General features: G+C 62.5%; 16 protein-coding genes and 1 pseudogene. 11 read left to right on the top strand and 6 right to left on the bottom strand.

The features are described from left to right. Positions 1 to 40: 40 nt before the first annotated feature. A complete protein-coding gene (locus AWB67_RS22280) occupies positions 41 to 787 on the bottom strand; it encodes a fimbria/pilus periplasmic chaperone (RefSeq protein WP_087658399.1) in 747 nt (248 codons plus the stop codon). 183 nt (positions 788 to 970) lie between these two features. Here AWB67_RS22280 and AWB67_RS22275 point away from each other — a divergent pair. Next, positions 971 to 1,388, top strand: a pseudogene (locus tag AWB67_RS22275) (IS110 family transposase); the annotation flags it as partial. A 211-nt stretch (positions 1,389 to 1,599) separates the two neighbouring features. On the opposite strand, the gene AWB67_RS39630 reads toward AWB67_RS22275, so the two are convergent. Then, positions 1,600 to 2,625, bottom strand: coding sequence for a fimbrial protein (locus tag AWB67_RS39630; RefSeq protein WP_125477641.1), 1,026 nt, complete (start codon positions 2,623 to 2,625; stop codon positions 1,600 to 1,602). A gap of 538 nt (positions 2,626 to 3,163) precedes the next feature. Further along, positions 3,164 to 4,261: an AGE family epimerase/isomerase gene (locus AWB67_RS22270; RefSeq protein ID WP_087658398.1), complete on the bottom strand. Its 1,098-nt coding sequence runs from the start codon at positions 4,259 to 4,261 to the stop codon at positions 3,164 to 3,166. Positions 4,262 to 4,522: 261 nt separating this feature from the next. On the opposite strand from AWB67_RS22270, the gene AWB67_RS22265 reads away from it, so the two are divergent. From AWB67_RS22265 to AWB67_RS22255, 4 genes are all read left to right on the top strand, one after another. After that, positions 4,523 to 5,206 (top strand): MgtC/SapB family protein, encoded by a 684-nt coding sequence (locus AWB67_RS22265; protein WP_087658397.1) that lies wholly within the window; start codon positions 4,523 to 4,525, stop codon positions 5,204 to 5,206. A 382-nt stretch (positions 5,207 to 5,588) separates the two neighbouring features. After that, a complete protein-coding gene (locus AWB67_RS22260) occupies positions 5,589 to 7,022 on the top strand; it encodes a hypothetical protein (RefSeq protein WP_087658396.1) in 1,434 nt (477 codons plus the stop codon). Positions 7,023 to 7,259: 237 nt separating this feature from the next. After that, positions 7,260 to 7,412: a hypothetical protein gene (locus AWB67_RS41465; RefSeq protein WP_181505659.1), complete on the top strand. Its 153-nt coding sequence runs from the start codon at positions 7,260 to 7,262 to the stop codon at positions 7,410 to 7,412. A 258-nt stretch (positions 7,413 to 7,670) separates the two neighbouring features. Continuing rightward, positions 7,671 to 8,288 carry a flavin reductase family protein gene (locus AWB67_RS22255; RefSeq protein WP_087658395.1) on the top strand — a complete coding sequence of 206 codons (618 nt, stop codon included), beginning with the start codon at positions 7,671 to 7,673 and terminating at the stop codon, positions 8,286 to 8,288. Positions 8,289 to 8,309: 21 nt separating this feature from the next. Here the strand turns inward: AWB67_RS22255 and AWB67_RS22250 are convergent, their stop codons facing one another. Then, positions 8,310 to 10,265: a methyl-accepting chemotaxis protein gene (locus AWB67_RS22250; RefSeq protein WP_087658394.1), complete on the bottom strand. Its 1,956-nt coding sequence runs from the start codon at positions 10,263 to 10,265 to the stop codon at positions 8,310 to 8,312. 329 nt (positions 10,266 to 10,594) lie between these two features. Between AWB67_RS22250 and AWB67_RS22245 the strand changes: the two genes are divergently transcribed. The 4 genes from AWB67_RS22245 (at position 10,595) to AWB67_RS22230 (ending at position 14,674) form a co-directional block, all read left to right on the top strand. Further along, a complete protein-coding gene (locus AWB67_RS22245; RefSeq protein ID WP_087658393.1) occupies positions 10,595 to 11,773 on the top strand; it encodes a quaternary amine ABC transporter ATP-binding protein in 1,179 nt (392 codons plus the stop codon). Continuing rightward, entirely contained in the window at positions 11,766 to 12,668 is a 903-nt protein-coding gene (gene choW, locus AWB67_RS22240) for a choline ABC transporter permease subunit (protein ID WP_087658392.1), read from the top strand. The genes AWB67_RS22245 and choW overlap by 8 nt, the downstream gene beginning before the upstream one ends. Before the next feature lie 6 nt (positions 12,669 to 12,674). Beyond that, the gene (locus AWB67_RS22235; protein ID WP_087658391.1) at positions 12,675 to 13,670 is read left to right on the top strand and encodes a GlxA family transcriptional regulator; all 996 of its coding nucleotides are present in this window, start codon (positions 12,675 to 12,677) and stop codon (positions 13,668 to 13,670) included. Between the two features lie 62 nt (positions 13,671 to 13,732). Continuing rightward, on the top strand, positions 13,733 to 14,674 hold the full coding sequence (locus AWB67_RS22230; RefSeq protein ID WP_087658390.1) for a choline ABC transporter substrate-binding protein: 942 nt from the start codon (positions 13,733 to 13,735) through the stop codon (positions 14,672 to 14,674). Between the two features lie 3 nt (positions 14,675 to 14,677). Here the strand turns inward: AWB67_RS22230 and AWB67_RS22225 are convergent, their stop codons facing one another. Together AWB67_RS22225 and AWB67_RS22220 are read right to left on the bottom strand one after the other, a co-directional pair. Further along, the gene (locus tag AWB67_RS22225; protein WP_087658389.1) at positions 14,678 to 15,427 is read right to left on the bottom strand and encodes a class II aldolase/adducin family protein; all 750 of its coding nucleotides are present in this window, start codon (positions 15,425 to 15,427) and stop codon (positions 14,678 to 14,680) included. An 11-nt stretch (positions 15,428 to 15,438) separates the two neighbouring features. Continuing rightward, positions 15,439 to 16,518: a GlxA family transcriptional regulator gene (locus AWB67_RS22220; protein ID WP_087658388.1), complete on the bottom strand. Its 1,080-nt coding sequence runs from the start codon at positions 16,516 to 16,518 to the stop codon at positions 15,439 to 15,441. Between the two features lie 423 nt (positions 16,519 to 16,941). Between AWB67_RS22220 and AWB67_RS22215 the strand changes: the two genes are divergently transcribed. Continuing rightward, positions 16,942 to 17,352 carry a hypothetical protein gene (locus tag AWB67_RS22215; RefSeq protein ID WP_087658387.1) on the top strand — a complete coding sequence of 137 codons (411 nt, stop codon included), beginning with the start codon at positions 16,942 to 16,944 and terminating at the stop codon, positions 17,350 to 17,352. A 223-nt stretch (positions 17,353 to 17,575) separates the two neighbouring features. Next, entirely contained in the window at positions 17,576 to 18,970 is a 1,395-nt protein-coding gene (locus AWB67_RS22210) for an L-serine ammonia-lyase (protein WP_087658386.1), read from the top strand. The last annotated feature ends 25 nt before the right edge of the window (positions 18,971 to 18,995 follow it).

Raw genomic sequence — 18,995 nt, 5'->3', positions numbered from 1 at the left:
CACTCGTTCCCAGGCAAGCAGCGCACGACAGACACCGGACTCAGGGAGCCAGGCTGACTTCCCCTTCGATGGAACCGCCATAGTCATTGATGGCCTGGTAGCGCACCTTGAGATCTGCGCCCGAACTGAGTTCGCCTTTGAGTGCGAACTGCTTGGTTTCGCCAGGTCCAACCATGCCGCCGTCGTCAAACGTCGCGGATTTGCCACCATCCGCGACGGAAAATTGCGCAAACGACACGTGATAGGCGGTCGGATTGATTGCTTCCACTTTGGGTTGCGTGCCGCTCTGCACCAGGCGCCACTTGACCTGCGCCGGCGATTCCTCTGCAGTGCCCTTTAGATCAGCGGGGCGAAAGAATAATTTGATGCGTGAGCGAAACGCCAGTTGCAGCTTGCTCGTGTCGCCATGTTCGGCCCGAGGCTTGGGCGGAATTTCGAGAACATTCAGCCAGAAGACCGACTCTTTGTCCTTCGGTAACGCCTCGCCGGTATAGAGAATGCGCAATGTCTGGCCTTTGCCTGCATCAATTCGGGTGACCGGTGGCGTCACGGTGAACGGCACTTTGATTGAAGCGGGTGCCGCCGCGGGATCTCCCGTGTCCAGCCATACCTGCGTCAGCGCAGGCGCTTTGCCTTCGTTGGTCAGCTTAACCGTCGTTTCCCGCTCCTGTGCGTGATAGATGACACGCGTCGTGGCAATTACCACCGACGCGTGCGCTGGCAGGATGCTGCACAAGCCCAGCAGCCCAGCGAGCATCGAAGCCCAAATAGCTCGTCCGGCATACATGATCCGTTCTCCACGGCCCCCGGAATAGGCAAGAGCAGTGACACCGGGGCGGCCCATGTCACTGTGACTTCGCGCAAGGCGGGGGCTGGCCTGCCGTGAGGAATCAAACGCGGGTCGGCATCGCTGCCAGGACCGCACGGTGTGGGCAGAGCCACACCGGTAATTTCCTACGCGGAAGCCAGCATCAAACACGATAGCACGCTGTATGTAGGTCTGGACGTTCACAAGGACTCGATCACGGTCGCCTATGCGATCGGCACTAGCGAAGTGGAGTTGCTCGGCAAGATCGGCACGACCGATGCGGATCCTGATCGCCTGTGCAAGCGCCTGCAGTCTAAAGCACGATGCGTGTGCGTCGTCGACGAAGCGGGGCCGTGTGAATATGGGCTTTACCCGGCAACTTAGCATGGTGTGCGCACCGTCGTTGATTCCCCGAAAGCCCGGCGAGCGCGTCAAGAACGACCGACGCGACGCCATGAAGCTCGTGCGGTTGCTACGCGACGGCGACCTGTCGGCGGTGTACGTGCCCAGCGTAGAGGACGAGGAATTTAGGGAGTTGGTTCGTGCGTGCGTCAGTGCCAAAGACGATCTGAACGACGCCTGAAATCAGCGTGCTGAGGATGCTCACAGGAGAACATCACGCGTACCGATCAGGCATACGCGGGCAGTGGTGAAGTACCGGTGCTGGCAGTGTCGCTGGAACTGGCGGCGGGCAAATGGAAGTCGCGCTTCACGGCGGCCGGCACGAAAAGGGGGCCATGCAAACGTGACCCGGCGGTACAAGCGGCCACTCTACAGTGACAACGCTATCGCTACTGGTATGAGAATGTGATGGTCGCGAGAGATCCTACGCTTCCTGGGACGATTGATAAACCTGTCTGCACATATTTTGCTTCGAACGGAAGCGTGAAGTTGGTCGCAGGTGCGCTCGAACCGCCACCTACGAGAAACTGGTTCCGATTTCCTGCGGCCGCCGAATCCGGGCCAAGTGACAGCGGTGTATCTGATCCGTTGTAATAAATCTGAATGCCTACACCGGATGCGCTTGACCCGGGGGTAAGCGTCAAAGTGCTACCGGTGTTGCCCGGATTATTTGCATCTGTCATGGTGGCCTTCAGCGTAATCTTCGCCGGACAGTTGATTGCGATGTGAAATGCCGCACTCGTCGAGGGCCTCGATCCAACACCGGAAAAATTCGACACCAAAACCCGGGGCAATGCGACCGTCTGGTTTACGCTTGCGGGCTGGATTGTGCAAGACGCATAGGTGCTGGTGACTGTGACGGCTCCTATGCTCAGGTAGGCGCAGTTATCCTTTGTGTTCGTTGTGCCGCTTGTTGACGCGCATATCTGTGCAACGTTTTGAGCCGGTATGGTATAGCTGCCGGCGTTTAGCGGCGCCGTCAAGACCACGTAAACTATGGTTTTCACGCCGATAAAATAAGTGCCGGGGCCGACCGAATAGGTTACGCGGGGAATTGAGCCGAAACTTTGATTGTTATCCGCGGCGACCATCGCGATTCCGATGCCGGGCACGCCGGTAGAATAGACGGGTAGTGCGCCATAGGGTGAACTGAACGTCACACCGCTAACTAAAGTCCCCACAGGTACAACCCATTCATGCATGTTCACGGCGCAACTAATTCCCCTTATGCTGCCGATAGTTAGCGGCGAGTTGTACGGACTTCCCAATTGCGTGCCCGGGTTGGCATTGGCTGACGGCCCGCTGCCGCCAGTAATGGCATTAATGACCATTGGCGTGCTCGCCGGCTCAGTACAAGCCGTAAGCGCCCCCGCATGCGAAGAAGTTGACAGCCAGGCCAGAGTGGAAAATGCCACGACAAATCTCAGTGTTCTCATGAAGTCACCCACTGTAGTGTCGTCCGTTTGGCTGTGTCGCAGTGAGAAGAATCAGTCGACAAGGAGCCGGCGACGATGGCTGGCTCATGCAGTCAGGAATAGAACTGCTGCGCCGCGAACCGATTGCTCCTATTGAAAGAATAGTACCGTAAGCGCAGCAGTACGCTTCGTTAGTGATGCTGGTCGATGCCAGCAAATACTCGATCGCCGAAGGTATTCGAACATGGGCTCGCGCTCGCGTTGACGAAGCATAACGAGCGTTTTGTCATCCGCGCGTGCGACGCAGACGATGCCATACGATGGTATGTCCCGAACCAGAAATGATCCGCTCTCGATCACCAGCGCATCGAGCCCTGACAATGGTGCTTTCGAGCTGGAATTCGCAAAAAAAGAGCTGTTCCACTTCGGCGAAACGGCTTCACTACGGCAGGAGGCCAGCAAGTTGACTCAGTTGCTTGCGAGCGGCGATCCGCGCAAAAAAAGCCGTTCCACCAAGGTGGAACGGCTTTTTTTTTGGTCAGGCCGGCAGCGCGGCATAAGCCGTCGCGAGGTGATAAGGCGTGGTCGACGGCATGTCGGCGCGCGTCACGACGCCTTCCGCCGATTGGCACTCGATCCACCCGCGCGCATGCAGGAAACGCTTGCTGAAGCGCTCGATCTGCGACGGCAACGCGTCGCTGCCACGCGTCGCGAGCGCGCGCAGGTATTCGGTCTGCGCCCAGATGCGCTGCGCCCGATCGATCACGCGGCCAGTTTCGTCGAGTGCGGCGAAGACGCCGCCCGTCGATGCATCCACGCCGTGCCGCTCAGCGAAATCGAATGCGCGCGCGAGCGGCTCGCGCAGGCCGGCGGCATCGAAAGCCGGGTGGCGGCTGCCTTCCACGAGAAAATACCATTCGAACTGATGGCCCGGCTCCAGCCGGTTGCCCGGTGCGCCGACCGGCAATTCGGCGATGCAACCGCTCGCCCGATGCACGAACGTCCGCGCTACGTAGCGGGCAAGCGCCTCCAGCCGCCGGTCGTAGATGGCATCGCCGGTCGCTTCGCGGGCGGCGAGCCACGCTTCGGTCAGATGCATCAGCGGGTTCTGCAGCGGCGTTTCCAGCACACCGCGGAAGTCCTCCGGCAACACCGCGTTCAGCCCGCCGTCCTCGGCTGCGAAACGTGCCTCGACGAGCGCCGATGTCTCGTTCACGATGTCGATGGCATCGGCGGAAGCGCTTTTGCTTGCGTATTCCGCGCAGGCGAAGATGACGAAGGCATGCGTGTAGAGGTCCTTCTGACGCTCGAACGGTGCGCCGCTCGCATCGACGCTGTAGAACCAACCGCCGTTTTGCTTGTCCTGAAAATAGTGCCGCAATGATGCGAACAGCGTTTGTGCGTGGGCCAGGTCGCCCGCGTGGGCGAACACGAACAACTGGCGCGCGCAGGCCATCGCCCGGTAGCGCGCGGGCGGGAGCGGCGCGTGATCGTCCGGCGATACCGCTTCGCACGTGAGCCCGAGCGACGCGTTGAAGCCCGGGCCGCGCCAGATCGGCAGGACGACGCTCGCATAGTGATCGCGCAGCGCGGCGCTGGCTGTGGCCGACGAAGCATCCGGTTTGTGGTCGTGCATACGGCGAATTCTTTGGTGGTGTGGACGTTTGGGTGGGCGGCGCGGGTTACGCGTCCGGCGGGCGGCCCGCATCGCCGGGGCCAAGCATAGCAAACCCTGGGCGGCGTCTGCGGCGTGTCGTCGAACCAGGGCAGAAGCAGATAGGCAGAAGCAGATATCTTGCATGGGACCAGAGCAAGACGCATAGGACCAGAGTAAGCGCTAAAGCGCCAACTCTGGTCCTATGCGCCAACTCTGGCCGACAAAGGAGAGCAAACATCCATGTTAGGCAACCTGGAACTCATCTCGCGTCTCGTGATGGCCGCGGCGCTCGGCAGTCTGATCGGATTCGAGCGCGAGCGGCTTTCGTGGGCGGCGGGGCTGCGCACGCACATGCTGGTGTGCGTCGGCTCGGCGCTGATCATGATCGTGTCCGCGTTCGGTTTCGCCGACGCACTGCACGGCGATCACGTCTCCCTCGATCCCTCGCGGATGGCGGCCCAGGTCGTCTCCGGTATCGGCTTTCTGGGCGCCGGGTCGATCCTGCTGCGCAACGAGATCGTGCGCGGGCTGACGACGGCCGCGAGCCTCTGGTCGGTCGCCGCGATCGGGCTGGCGGTGGGCGGCGGGCTGTACACGGCATCGATCGCGGCGACGATCATCATTCTGATCATCCTCGCGGGCATCAAACCGCTGGAGCGGCGCTTCATTTCGGTGAAGCAGCGGCGACAGATCACGATGCTCGTCGAGCGCGGCTCGCTCAGCTTTCACGCGCTGCACGAGGCGCTCGGACCCGGCAGCGTGCGCGTGAAGCAGTTCGTCGTGCAGCAGAGCGAGGACACGCCGGAACTGGATGAGGTGCAGATCGTCTTGTCGCGGGTATCGGCGCTGGAGTACAAGGCGATTTGCGACAGGCTTCGGCTGATGCAGACGGTGCGGGAATTCAGGGAGGAGGATGTGACTTGAGGAGCGTCGCCCGCGCGCCGCTGCTCGCTGCAATCGTCGTCGATCCGCAAGCGGCGGCCTTCGTGCTCAAGGCGCCGCAATTGACGGTTTAGTTGAAGTGAATCTGCGGGCTTACGCAACTCTTCGCGAATTCAGACAAAGGTGCGTGGCGGCACCGCGGCGGCGGTTACGACAGTGCCCTACATCGGAGACCAAGTCGGGCGTTATTTGACGTTCGCCACGCCCCAGACCACCTCCAAACGACAGTCGTCGAAACATCTGCCGAATCGCGCAGATTCCCGCCAGTCAAGGCGTTGAGCCGTGCGACAATGCCGTCTCAAAAAATACCGGTCCGCATTTTCTTTCCGCTCGCCGACTTTTCCGGCCGCCGCTCGACGAACTCATGCCAGATTCCGCTGTAAAAAACGTTCCGTCAGTCAAATCCGCGAGGCAGTCGCGTCGCACTGGCGATGCGTCTGCAATCTCCAGCACCGATACCGACAAGAAACTCGCCCGCGCCGCGCGCTCGGCGCAACGGCTCGCGCAACTGTCGAGCGCGCCAGCCGGCGACACCACGCTCGATCTCTTCGCCGAGGACACCGAGCGCGCGACCTTCCAGGCAATGAACACCGACATCCGGCAGGGCACGCTCGCTGGGTTCGAACTGCCGGAGGTGTTCATGGCAGCGGTGCAATCGACGGCGATCAACGGCGAGGCGGGATCGGGGAAGCGAGCGGGGCGGGCGGTGGCGGGTGCTGTCGTCCAAGCGGCCGATGCCACGGCCTCACTAATCGATGACGACACGAACGATGCTGCCGAATCAAAACGCGGGAAAGCGGTATTGGCGGCACGGGTGGTCAGCGCGACGACTGCGGCAGCGGCCAAGCGTGGCGAGGGCGTGGCGTCGGACGCAGCATCGGGCCCGCGCGACGCGACGCAATTTCGTGACGGAGCGGAATCGACTGCGCCACCGGGGCTAAACGCTGCCACGGCGGCGGATGCAGTTACAGATTCGAATCCCAGCGAAGCCGCGCCAATCGATGCCGCCGCGGAGTCGAGCGCGTCGCGGGGGCTGGACGTGCCTTCGGGATCGAACGCGGGAGCGCACCCTGTTGCACCGAGCGCGTTACCGGGACAACGAGTAACGTCGGCGGCGAATCCCACATTGGGGAACGGTGCGGAAGCCGTGCCGTTCGCCCCGATGCACGCTTCGGCCGCAGTAACCGCGCGATCAACCTTGGGCGCCGCTTCGTCCACAGAATCCGCGCCGTCAGCATCGAGCGCCGCTTCGGCCACAAATCCGGGTGCCAGCGCTCCCGCGCAAGCTGGAAAAGACGCGGCCGCAGCATCCCCCGCGGCCGCCTCACCGCACGCCAGCCCCGCATCGCTAGCGGCCGCATTGATCGAAGACGATCGCCGCCGCACCGCCTCGGACGCCGCACCCAATCTCGACCGCGCTCGCGCTACGGCCTTCGCGGACACCGTCGACGCGCTCTACGCCGTGATCGCCGACCAGCGCGCGGCCTCGCGCACCCACTCGCGCCGCATGAAAACGATGTTGACGATCATCGTCTGCGCGATGCTCGTCACGGTCGTGACCGGGATCGCGCAGACGCTCTTGCTCCAGCGCATGACCCGCGAGAGCGCGCAGCAACAGGAGCGCATCGAGCAACTGATGCTGGACCAGCAGGCGACGCTCGCCTCGATCTTCGACACCGATTCGGCCAACATCGCCACCTCGATCGCGCTGACGACGCCCAAGGAATCCGCCGATCCATCGCCGATTCGACCCGTCAACGCGCATCCGCGGCGTCACAAATCCTCAAAGACGCATTAACACGTCCGCAAAAGCGCTGCGACGGCGCAGCGTGACGCGAACGCGACACCCGTCGCCGAACCCAGCATTTCCCCGCCAGAAGCCGCTCTCCGACCCGCCCCCAAATCCCCGACCACCGCTGAAACACAATATTGTAGAAAAACTACCTAAAAATGCTGCGTTGCACTAGAAATATGTAGGTAAAAACCCTATAATTCTTCCTAAGGGAAAACCCTGCACAACCAACCGGAGTCTGACATGAGCTATCTGTTCGCCCTGCTGCAAAAATTCGCATCGCTGTTCGAATCGCCGCACCTGCCGATGGACTCGGACTACTCGTATCAAGCCCGATATCGTGAAGCAGAGCGCGCTCGCAAGGCACGCGGCACCGCTTTCGGAATTCGTCTGTGAGCTTGAAGGGAAGCGGCGCGGGACAGTAACAAAGCATCAAAAAAGGTCACTCGACCCGTTTTGCCCGCCCGCTTTCATGTGGTCCAAGATGTAGTTTTTCTAGCTTTATCTTCTTTACTCGACGGCAATCCGTCGACGTCCGCTGCAAGCGCCATTCGGCGCTATTTTTTTGTCCGCTTTTCGCGAACGAGCCGCCACAGGCGTGTGGCGCCGCCCTGCGCTATTCTTGGTCTCCCCGAAGAATCCAAAGCGCAGACCATGACCGACGACGTCCATTTCTACGACCCGCAAGAAGGCCACGGCCTGCGCCATGATCCGTTCAAGGCGATCGTCGCCCCGCGCCTGATCGGCTGGATCTCGAGCCGCGACGCTCACGGCCGCGTCAATCTCGCGCCCTACAGCTTTTTCGGCGCATTCGCGAGCCTTCCGTCGATCATCGGATTCTCGAGCGAGGGTTATAAGGACAGCATCCGCAACATCGAGGCGACGGGCGAATTCGTCTGGAACCTGTCGACGCGCGAACTCGGCGAGCGCATGAACCGCACGTCGGCGCCGGTTGCGCATGATGTCGATGAATTCGAGCTTGCCGGTCTCACGAAAGCGCCCGGACGCAATGTGAGCGTGCCGCACGTGGGCGAATCGCCGGCGGCGCTCGAATGCAAGCTGCTGCAGATCGTGCGGCTGAAGAACCTCGCCGGCGAGCCGATGGACAACTGGCTCGCGCTCGGGCAAGTGGTCGGCGTGCATATCCGCAAGGAATTCCTGAAGGACGGTCTCTTCGATACCGCCGCCGCCCGCCCGATCATGCGCGCCGGTTATCGCGGCGACTACGCGCAAATCGGCGAAATGTTCGAAATGATCCGGCCGACGTCTTAAAAACGCGGCGCTTCGACACCCTCAAACCCGAAACACGCTCACCGCCTGCGCGAGTCGCTCCGCCTGATCGCGCAAACCGGCGGTCGAGTGCTCCGCCTCGCCGACGAGCGCCGCATTCTGCTGCGTCGCCTCGCCGATCTGCATCACGGCGATGTTGACCTGCTCGATCCCGCTCGACTGCTCGCGCGACGCCGCGCTGATCTCGCCGATGATCGCGTTCACGTGCGCCACGCGCTCGACGATGCCGTTCATCGTGCCGCTCGCTTCCTCCGCGATGCGGTAGCCGTCCGACACCTTGCCGACCGAGTCGGCGATCAGCCCCTCGATCTCCTTCACGGCCGCCGCACTGCGCGCCGCGAGGCCGCGCACTTCGGAGGCCACCACCGCAAACCCCTTGCCGTGCTCGCCCGCGCGCGCCGCTTCGACGGCGGCGTTCAGCGCAAGAATGTTCGTCTGGAACGCGATGCCCTGGATCACCGACGTGATATCGGCGATCTTGCGCGCCGAAGCATCGATTTCGCCCATCGTCGCGACCACGCGCCCGACCGCCTCGCCGCCCTGGCGCGCCGCATCCGACGCGGACGCGACCAGCTTGTCCGCCTGCAACGTGTTCGCCGCGTTCTGCTGCACGGTGGACGTGATTTCCTCCATGCTCGCCGCGGTTTCCTCAAGGCTGCTCGCCTGCGTGGCGATGCGCATCGAGATGTCGCTGCTGCCGGACGCGATGCGCCCGGTCGCGTCCGACATGTCCGCCGACGCGTGGCGCACCTGCGAGACGATGCGCGCGAGGCCGCTCGCGATGCCGTCGATCGCGTGCATCAGGCGGCCGATATCGTCCTCGCGCGTCGAGTCGATGCGCACGGTCAAATCGCCGGCGGCGATGCGCTCGGACGCCTTCGTGACGTCGTCGAGCGGCTGGCCGATCAGCTTCTTCACCGCGTAGAGGAGCGCCGCGACGAGCGCGCCCACAACGAGAAGGCCGAGCAGCAGGAAGCGATTGCGGCTCGCGTTGACGCCTGCCAGCAGCTCGTCGCGATATGCAACGCCGCCGATCAGCCATTGCCATTCCGGCACCGTCGCGAAGGCGATTTCTTTAGCGCCGCCGTGAACCTTCGGATCGGCGCCCGCGACGCCGCGGCCGTCGAACACGATGTGCCCGCTGCCCGCGTCGAGCATCTGCCTGAACGGCGCAACACCTTCGTCGGCGGGCTGTCCTTCGCTGCCCGGATGCACGATCAGCTTGCCGCGATTCGCGCCGTTCGACGCATCGACGACGAAGTAATAGCCGCTTTCGCCGATCGTCAGGTCGCGGATGTTTTGCTGGAGCGTCGCGAAGGTGGCGCTCACATCGACACCGACGAAGAGCGCGCCGATCACGCGTCCGGACGCATCGGTGACGGGCTTGTACTCGGTGATGTACTGCTTGCCGAACAGCGCCGCGATGCCGATGTACGGCTTGCCCGCCAGCACGGGCGTGTAAGCCGGGCCCTTGCGGTCGAGCAGCGTGCCGACGGCGCGCGCGCCGTCCTGCTTTTTTAGCGACGTGGTGACGCGCACGAAGTCGTCACCGGTGCGCGCGAAGACGGTTGCGATCGCGCCGCTCTTGGCGAGAAACGCGTCGGGGATCGAAAAATCGAGGTTGAGCGGCGTACCGCCGGCGGTGAGCGTTGGCGTCGCGACCCCGCCGATATCGACGCTGCGCGTTTCGTCGAGGGCGAAATCCTGCGGCACGAAACTCGTGAAGAGCGACATGAAGCGCGCGGCTTCGGCGCTCACGGCCTTGTTGTACAGGCCGATCATCGTGGCGATCGAGCGCTCCTGGCTTTCGACGCGCGCCATCGCGTGCTCTCTGACCTGCTCGCCCGCCGAACGGGTCACGGCGATCGTGAAACTGGCGATGATGACTGCGGCGAGCGCGCACGCGAGGATGGCGAACTTCGCGCCGACGTTCGCGCGGCGTATCTTGTGAAATGGCATTGACTTGCGAATTCTGATGGGGAAGGGGACTTTCAGCCGTGTTAACGGCACAGCGCCCCGCATCTTTACGTCCGCACGTTCGTTTCATTGTCGAAATATTTTGTCCAGACTTGCTTCAGCGCGACACGCCAAAAACCTCTTCTTTTTGTCGGCGACCGCGCGCAAACCCTTGTCGCACAAGGATTCCTCCACTGGGACGCCTTTTGCGCCATATTCCGTTGTCGTATTTCCTCATGTGGTTGTCGCAAATAGTCGGCTAGGCGCACTTTTTTCTAGCAACTATGTATGCACAGCGCGGACGCACGTCCGCGACGCTAGGAGAGCATTCAATGAATTCCCCCAAGGTCGTGGTAGAAGGGCTGTGCAAGGTGTTCGGCAGCAGCCCGAAACAAGCGATCGACATGCTGGCAGGCGGCGCGACGAAGGAAGAAGTCTTCGCGCGCACCGGCCAGATCGTCGGCGTCCATAACGTGTCGTTCGAAGTGAAGGAAGGCGAAATCTTCGTGCTGATGGGCCTCTCCGGCTCCGGCAAGTCGACGCTCATTCGCCTGATCAATCGTCTCGTCGAGCCGACGGCCGGCAAGGTGCTGATCGACGGGCGCGACGTCGCCTCGGTGCCGCGCTCGGAACTCACCGCGCTGCGCCGCAAGGACATGAGCATGGTGTTCCAGTCGTTCGCGCTGATGCCGCAGCGCACGGTGCTCTCGAACGCGGCGTTCGGGCTCGAAGTGGCGGGCATCGGGCGCAAGGAACGCGAGAAGCGCGCGATGACCGTGCTCGAGCAGGTCGGTCTCGCGCCCTTCGCGCAGAAGCTGCCCGCGCAGCTCTCGGGCGGGATGCAGCAGCGTGTGGGGCTGGCTCGGGCGCTGGCGGTCAACCCGTCGCTGATGATCATGGACGAGGCCTTTTCCGCGCTCGATCCGTTGAAGCGCAAGGAAATGCAGAACGTGCTGCTCGATTTGCAGCGCGAGCAGCAGCGCACGATTCTCTTCGTGTCGCACGATCTCGAAGAAGCGATGCGCATCGGCACGCGCATCGCGATCATGGAAGGCGGGCGCGTCGTGCAGATCGGCACGCCGCAGGAAATCATCACGAATCCCGCCGACGACTACGTGCAGGCGTTCTTCGACGGCATCGACACGAGCCGCTATCTCACCGCAGGCGACCTGATGCAGACCGACGCCGTGCCGCTGATGAAGCACTCGCCGCAGATCGATGCGTCGTCGGTGGCCGCGACGCTCAACGGCAGCGCCGACTACGCGTTCGTGCTCGACAGCGAGCGCAAGATCCGCGGCTTCGTGTGCCGCGATGCGATGGGCAGTGCGTCGCCGCAGGTCAACCATATCGAATGCATTCACCGCACGACACCGCTCGACGACGTCGTCTCGCGCGTCGTCGCGAGCCGCGCCCCGCTGCCGGTCGTCGAGGCGGACGGATCCTATTGTGGTTCGGTCAACAAGACGAACGTATTGCAGGTCTTAACGCGCCATCGAGGTTCCCATGTCTGAAATGATTCCACTGGGTAGTTGGGTCGATCACGGCGTCCACTATCTCCTCGATCACGACGCCAAGACGTTCGATTCCATCGGCCAGGTCATCGAGAGTTTTGCCGCCCTGGTCGAGCACGGCCTGCAAGCCATTCCGATGTGGGCGCTGATGGCGCTCTTCGTCGGCGTCGGCTTGTGGCGCGTCGGCTGGCGCTTCGCGTTTTTCACGCTGCTTTCGATGCTGCTCATCTACGGCACCGGCTTCTGGGACCAGATGGTGATCACGCTCGGCCTCACGCTGTCGTCGACGCTGATCAGCTTGCTGCTCGGCGTCCCTCTCGGCATCTGGACGGCGAAGAGCAAGTACGTCGAGATGGCGGTGCGCCCCGTGCTCGACCTGATGCAGACGATGCCCGCCTTCGTCTACCTGATTCCGGCCGCGATGCTGTTCGGGCTCGGCCGCGTGCCCGGCATCCTGTCGACCGTCATCTTCGCGATGCCGCCGGCGGTGCGTCTCACGTCGCTCGGCATCAAGCATGTGAATCGCGAGATCGTGGAAGCGGGGCAGGCGTTCGGGTGCACGCCGTGGCAATTGCTCTACAAGGTGCAGTTTCCGAACGCGCTGCCGTCGATCATGACGGGCGTCAACCAGACGATCATGATGGCGCTCTCGATGGTGATCATCGCGTCGATGGTGGGCGCGGGCGGTCTCGGCAACGACGTGCTCGCCAGCATTCAGCGGCTCGATATCGGGCTGGGTTTTGAAAGCGGCTTGTCGGTGGTGTTGCTCGCGATCATTCTCGACCGCATCACGGAAAGCTTCGGCCGTTCGCCGGGCATGGCACGCGCACCGCTTCTTTCGGGGCTGCGCAGCGTGATGCGGGTACGCCGGACGCCGGCTGCGCAACAGGGCTGAGCGCCGATGAAACGCGACGCGATCACACCTTTGCAGCCGAGCGATTCGCCGTTATCGAAGCTGGCGCATTTCGGCTTCCTCACGCTGCCGAATTTCTCGATGATCGCGTTCACGAGCGCGGTCGAGGTGTTGCGCATGGCGAACTACGTCGGGCGGGCGGAGCATTACCGATGGTCGGTGATCACGCCCGACGGCGAGCCGGCGCGCGCGAGCAACGGCATCACCGTCAAGCCGACGACGACGCTCGCCGAAGCCGGCATGCCGGATGTGCTGATCGTCTGCGCGGGCTGGCATGTGCGCGATTACGTCGATCAGAAAGTGATCGCGATGCTGCAGGAAGTCGCGGCGCAAGGCGTGCCGCTTGGCGGGATTTGCACGGGACCGTATGCGTTGCTTGCGGCGAATCTGCTCGATGGGTATCGGTGCACGGTGCATTGGGAGGATATGTCGCCGCTGCACAAGAGCTATCCGCATGTGCGGTTCGCGGACGAGCTGTTCGTGATCGATCGTGATCGGATGACGTGTACGGGCGGGACTGCGCCGCTCGATCTGATGCTCAATCTCGTCGGAATGCGGCTGGGGCAGGCGCATGCGGCGCAGGTGTCGGAGCAGTTCATCGTCGAGCGGATTCGCGGATCGACGGATCATCAGCATATTCCCGTCGATGCGCGCGTTGGCTTCTCGCGTGCCGAACTGATCGAAGTCGTGCGGCTGATGGAGGCGAATATCGAAGAGCCGCTATCGCTCGAAGAACTCGCGCGGCTCGTGCATTTGTCGCAAAGGCATTTGCAGCGGATGTTCAAGATGTTCCTTAGCGTTTCGCCTACGCACTACTACCTGACCTTGCGGTTGCGGCGTGCGCGGGAGTTATTGCGCAATACGGATGCTTCTATCGCACGGGTTACCGCGGTTTGTGGCTTTCATTCGCCGTGTCATTTCAGTAAGGCTTATCGTGCGCAGTTTGGACATGCGCCGAGTGTCGAGAGGCGGCTTTCGGCCTAAGTCCGTTCAGCACTACACAGCCAAGTCAATTCAAGCGCCACGCGCTCCCGGAGAATCCCTACATGAACCGTCTGTGGACCGCGACCCTGTGCGCGCTCACCTTCACCGTCACGTCCGTGCAAGCCGCCGAACCGGCGACCTGCCGCAATGTCCGCTTCGCCGACGTCGGCTGGACCGACATCGCTGCCACGACCGGCCTTGCATCAACCGTGCTCGAAGGCCTCGGCTACAAGCCGACCAAGACGATCGCTTCCGTGCCGATCACCTTCGCTGGCGTGAAGAGCAAGCAGATCGACGTGTTCCTCGGCTACTGGTCGCCCACGATGGACCCGATGATCGATCCGTTCAAGAAGGCCGGCCAGGTTAAAGTACTCGCGACGCCGAATCTCACTGGCGCGAAGTACACGCTGGCCGTTCCCGAGTACGCGTACAACGCCGGCATCAAGACATTCAGCGACATCGCAAAGAACTACGACAAGCTCGACGGCAAGATCTACGGCATTGAACCCGGCAACGACGGCAACGCGCTCATCAAGAAGATGATCGATTCGAACCAGTACGGCCTCGGAAAATTCAAGCTCGTGGAATCGAGCGAGGCCGGCATGCTGATCGAAGTGAACCGCGCGATCCGCGACAAGAAGCCCATCGTCTTTTTGGGCTGGGAACCGCATCCGATGAACGTGCAGATGAAGATCGACTATCTGTCTGGCGGCGACGATGTCTTCGGCCCGAACTACGGCGAAGCCAGAGTGCTCACCGTCACGCCGACCGACTACGAGACGCGCTGTCCGAACGTCGCGAAGCTCGTGTCGAACCTTCAGTTCACGACCGACATCGAGAACCACGTCATGCTGCCGATCATGAACAAGACCGATGCGAACAAAGCCGCGCGCGAGTGGCTGAAGGCGAACCCGGCCGTGCTCGACAAATGGCTCGCGGGCGTGAAGACCTTCGATGGCGGCGACGGCCTGCCCGCCGTGAAGGCATACATCGCGGGCAAGTAAGGCTTAGCTCCGATAATCGGTGCCTTCGATCAGACGCAGCGCCGCTTCCCATTGCAACCCGGTGATGTTGTCCGACTCATCGCGCGCGAATTGCTCGGCGGTCAGGCGGCGCACCGCTTCCGGCGGGAACGTGAGTTCCGCGTTGCCCGCGAGAGCGCGCACCTGAATCTCGCACGCGCGCTCCAGAAAATAGATGTCCTGGAACGCCGCCGGAATCGACGTGCTGCCGACGAGCAAGCCGTGATTGCGCAGGATCATCGCGTTGTGAGAGCCGAGGTCGGCGACGAGCCGCTCGCGTTCGCCGAGATCGAGCGCGATACCTTCGTAGTCGTGATACGCGAGGTGCCCGTAGAACTTCAGCGCGTGCTGGCTGATCGGCAGCAAGCCCTGCTTCTGCGCCGATACCGCCGATCCCGCAGGGGTATGCGTATGAATCACGCACACGAGATCGGGCCGCGCGGTGTGAATCGCGGAGTGAATCGTGAAGCCCGCCGCGTTCACGCGATATCGATCGGGATGCTGCGCGGCCCCGGGTTCGACGACGCGTCCCTCGACGTCGATCTTCACGAGGTCGGAGGCGCGCATCTCGTGGAAGAGCACGCCGTATCGGTTGATCAGGAAGTGATGCTCGGGACCGGGCACGCGCGCGGTGATGTGCGTGTCGATCATGTCGGTCATGCGGAAATGCGCGGCGAGCCGGTAGAGCGCGGCAAGCTCACAGCGAACGGTCCATTCGTCTTGTCGTGCGGACATGAGATTCCTTGTCAGATCGCCTGGGCGCGGCCGGGGAAGGTTTCGTCGTATTCGGCGGCATCTTCGGCTTCGGCCGTGCCGCGCTGCTCGCGATACATCATCGGTGGCAAACCGAACTGCTTGCGGAATTCGCGGCCGAGATGCGAGGCATCCGAAAAGCCGCAACTCGAAGCGATATCGGCGACGGTCTTGTCGGAACTCGTCAGGAGCCACGCGGCCGTGCGCAGTCGCACCTGCTTCGCATAAGCCTGCGGCGCCTTGCCCGTCTCCGCCTTGAAGAGCCGTTCGAGCTGGCGCGTGGAAAGGTCGAGCTTGTGCGCGAGTTCGTCGAGCGAGAGCGAACGGCCGACGTGCTGCTCCATCAGCAGGATCGCGCGCTTCACCTTCGGATGCGTGGCGGGCGCCAGGCCCGGTGGATGCGGCTGCGGCGCGTTGCCCTTCTGCATGTCGTCGACGAGCAGGATGCGCAGCGCCTTTTGCACCGTCGCGGTTTCGAAGTGACGCAGGAGGATGGCCGCCGCGACGTCGATCGATGCGCGCCCGCCCGAGCACGTGATGCGCCGACGGTCGATCACGAAGAGCCGGTCGGCGACGAGCGCCTGTTCATCCACGGTCGGAAAGCGCTCGACGAAGTCCCAGTAATGGAACCAGCTCACGCAGATGCGGTAACCGTCGAGCACGCCCGCGCGCATCAGCGAAAACACGCCGGTGCACATGCCGACGAGCGTGGCGTCGGCGGCGGCGGCGCGGCGGATGAACTGCAGCGTGGCGTCGCTCGCGGCCGGCCCCGAATGCAGCAGGCCGCCGACGACGACCACGTAGTCGAAGCGCTCGGCTTTCTCGAAGGTTTCCCACGGTGTGATCTGGATGCCGCAACTCGCGCGCACCGGCGCGAGCGTCTCGCCGATCACGCTCCACGAGCAGCGCACGGGCTTGCTGAAGTCGCCTTCGTCGGCGGAGAGGCGCAGCAGGTCGACGAAGCCCGAGAATGCGGTCAGCGTGAAGTTCGGCAGCAGGATGATGCCGAAGCGGATGCGCTGCTTCGACTGGCCGTCGACGGATTGGGGTGGAATTGCTTCAGCGGGGTTCATGCACAAAGCCGGATGGACGAATTGCGATAAGCATATCACCGGGATTCGCGGTGTGATTATTATGTGTTGCCCTGTGGGACGGCTTTCCCACCAGAGACGCTGCCGCTAATCAACTTCATAATAAAAGATGTTCCGGGATTTTCATAAAATAGTTTCAATCTGAAATCGGAATTTTTATTTTTAAATCTTGATCGTGCGCAAATAATTAGCCGGTTTCTGCTAAATCGCGGTCGCCCATTCAGAAACACCGCTCGGAGATCATTGCCGGCGCGCACAAGCTCGAAAACTTTATTATCATCCTCGCCGCTTCAAATAAATCCCGACTACAGGGTAATTAACTGAACCGAGGCGAACTTGAGAGAAAAACAAGAACCTGAAGAAAACGAAGTCCACCTGTTATGCGAGCGGGTGAAGGCGATAATCATGGGCCATTCCGCGCCGATTAATCGCTTGTCCCGCGATATCGATAATGCGTGCCATTATGCCAACTGGCCCGGACCGGCGACACCGCAATTCGATTTGCTTTGTGCTTGGCCGCCGTTCGAACCGGTCTCGGCGCAGATTGTCGAGTTGTTCGTGCGCAGTTACGGGCGCGCGCTTTTCGCACGGCCGTATAGCTTTCTATTGCTGGCTTTGGTGGCAACCGGCCCCGTCGCCGCTGCCGAAACACTGGTCATGCACGCATCGCCGGGATACGAGCGAGATCCGCTGCGCAGCGTGATTTGCGGACTGGAGGGCATCTTCGCGCGCTATCCGGAAGTGCTGTCGATTCAGGCGCGTGAGGTTCTCGCGTCTTTCATGCTCAAGCCGCAACGGCGAGCCGGCAACGAGTAACGCACGGGCGCCCTCGTGGCGCCTTTTTAAGTCTTTGCCGCATTGCGAAGGCCTTTCCCCTCCTTCGCAAAACCGCCAAAAAGCACCGCAAATCCGTCGTCGGAGCGCCCCTGACGCCGCCATCCCATCCTGTTGCCGTTTTTGTTCTATCAGCCAAATTGTGGCTGCGGTGCAATGAGGCCCATACCAGAAACCCAATGCATCGCAACCGACAAGGCAACTCATGAACGTCAGCGTCTTCGATCTGTTCAAGATCGGCATCGGTCCGTCGAGCTCGCATACCGTCGGCCCGATGATTGCGGCGTGCCGCTTCGCATCGCACATCGAGGACGCCAACCTGCTCGCGTTCGTACGTCGTATCCGCATCGAGCTGTACGGCTCGCTCGGTGCGACCGGCAAGGGCCACGGCACCGACAAGGCCGTGCTGCTCGGCCTCGAAGGCAACCTGCCCGACGTCATCGATCCGGACATCATCGAGCCGCGCCTCAAGGCGATCCGCGAAACGAAGCAGCTCGCGCTGCTCGGCAAGCACGTCGTGAAGTTCGAGGAACGCGAGCACCTCGGCTTTTTCCGCAAGCTGATGCCGGGCGCGCCCGGTTCGAGCGTCGTGCATCCGAACGGCATGCGTTTCCAGGCATTCGACGAACACGGACAACTGCTCGTCGAGAAAGAGTATTACTCGGTGGGCGGCGGCTTCGTGATCAATCGCGAAGGCGATCGCGTGAACGGCCTGCGCGCCGGCGCCGAAGTGCCGCATCCGTTTCGCACCGGCGATGACCTGATGCGCGTCTGCCGCGAAACCGGCCTTTCGATCGCGCAGATCACGATGAAGAACGAGTGCGCAACACGCAGCGAACAGGAAGTGCGCGACGGCATGCTCGCGATCTGGCGCACGATGTCCGCGTGCGTCGAGCGCGGCTGCAAGGTGCGCGGCCAGTTGCCCGGTCCGATGAAGGTGAAGCGCCGCGCGGCCGATCTTTGCTCGCAACTGCGTTCGCGCTCGGAAGAGTCGCTGCGCGATCCGCTCTCGATGCTCGACTGGGTCAACCTCTACGCGATGGCCGTGAACGAAGAGAACGCGGCGGGCGGCCGCGTCGTCACGGCGCCGACCAACGGCGCGGCCGGCGTGATTCCCGCGGTGCTGCACTACTACGTGAAGTTCATGCACCACGCGAACGATGAAGGCATCGTCACGTTCCTGCTGACGGCCGCGGCCATCGGCATCATCTATAAGGAGACGGCGTCCATCTCCGGCGCCGAAGTCGGTTGCCAGGGCGAAGTCGGTGTTGCGTGCTCGATGGCCGCCGCCGCGCTCGCCGCCGTGATGGGCGGCACGCCGACGCAGGTCGAGAACGCCGCCGAGATCGGCATGGAGCACAACCTGGGCATGACCTGCGATCCGGTCGGCGGCCTCGTGCAGATTCCGTGCATCGAACGCAACGCGATGGGTGCGGTCAAGGCGCTCAACGCGGCGCGCATGGCGATGAAGGGCGACGGCCAGCATTACGTCTCGCTCGATAACGTGATCAAGACGATGCGCGAAACCGGCGCCGACATGAAGACGAAATACAAGGAGACGTCGCGCGGTGGTCTCGCCGTGAACGTCATCGAGTGCTGAACCCCCGTTACGAAAGCCACGAAGG

It is taken from the genome of Caballeronia terrestris (genome assembly GCF_001544515.1).
Classification (GTDB): Bacteria; Pseudomonadota; Gammaproteobacteria; order Burkholderiales; family Burkholderiaceae; genus Caballeronia; species Caballeronia terrestris.
The sequence above is the reverse complement of the archived record's forward strand: the minus strand, read 5'-3'. Positions and strand labels throughout refer to the sequence as shown.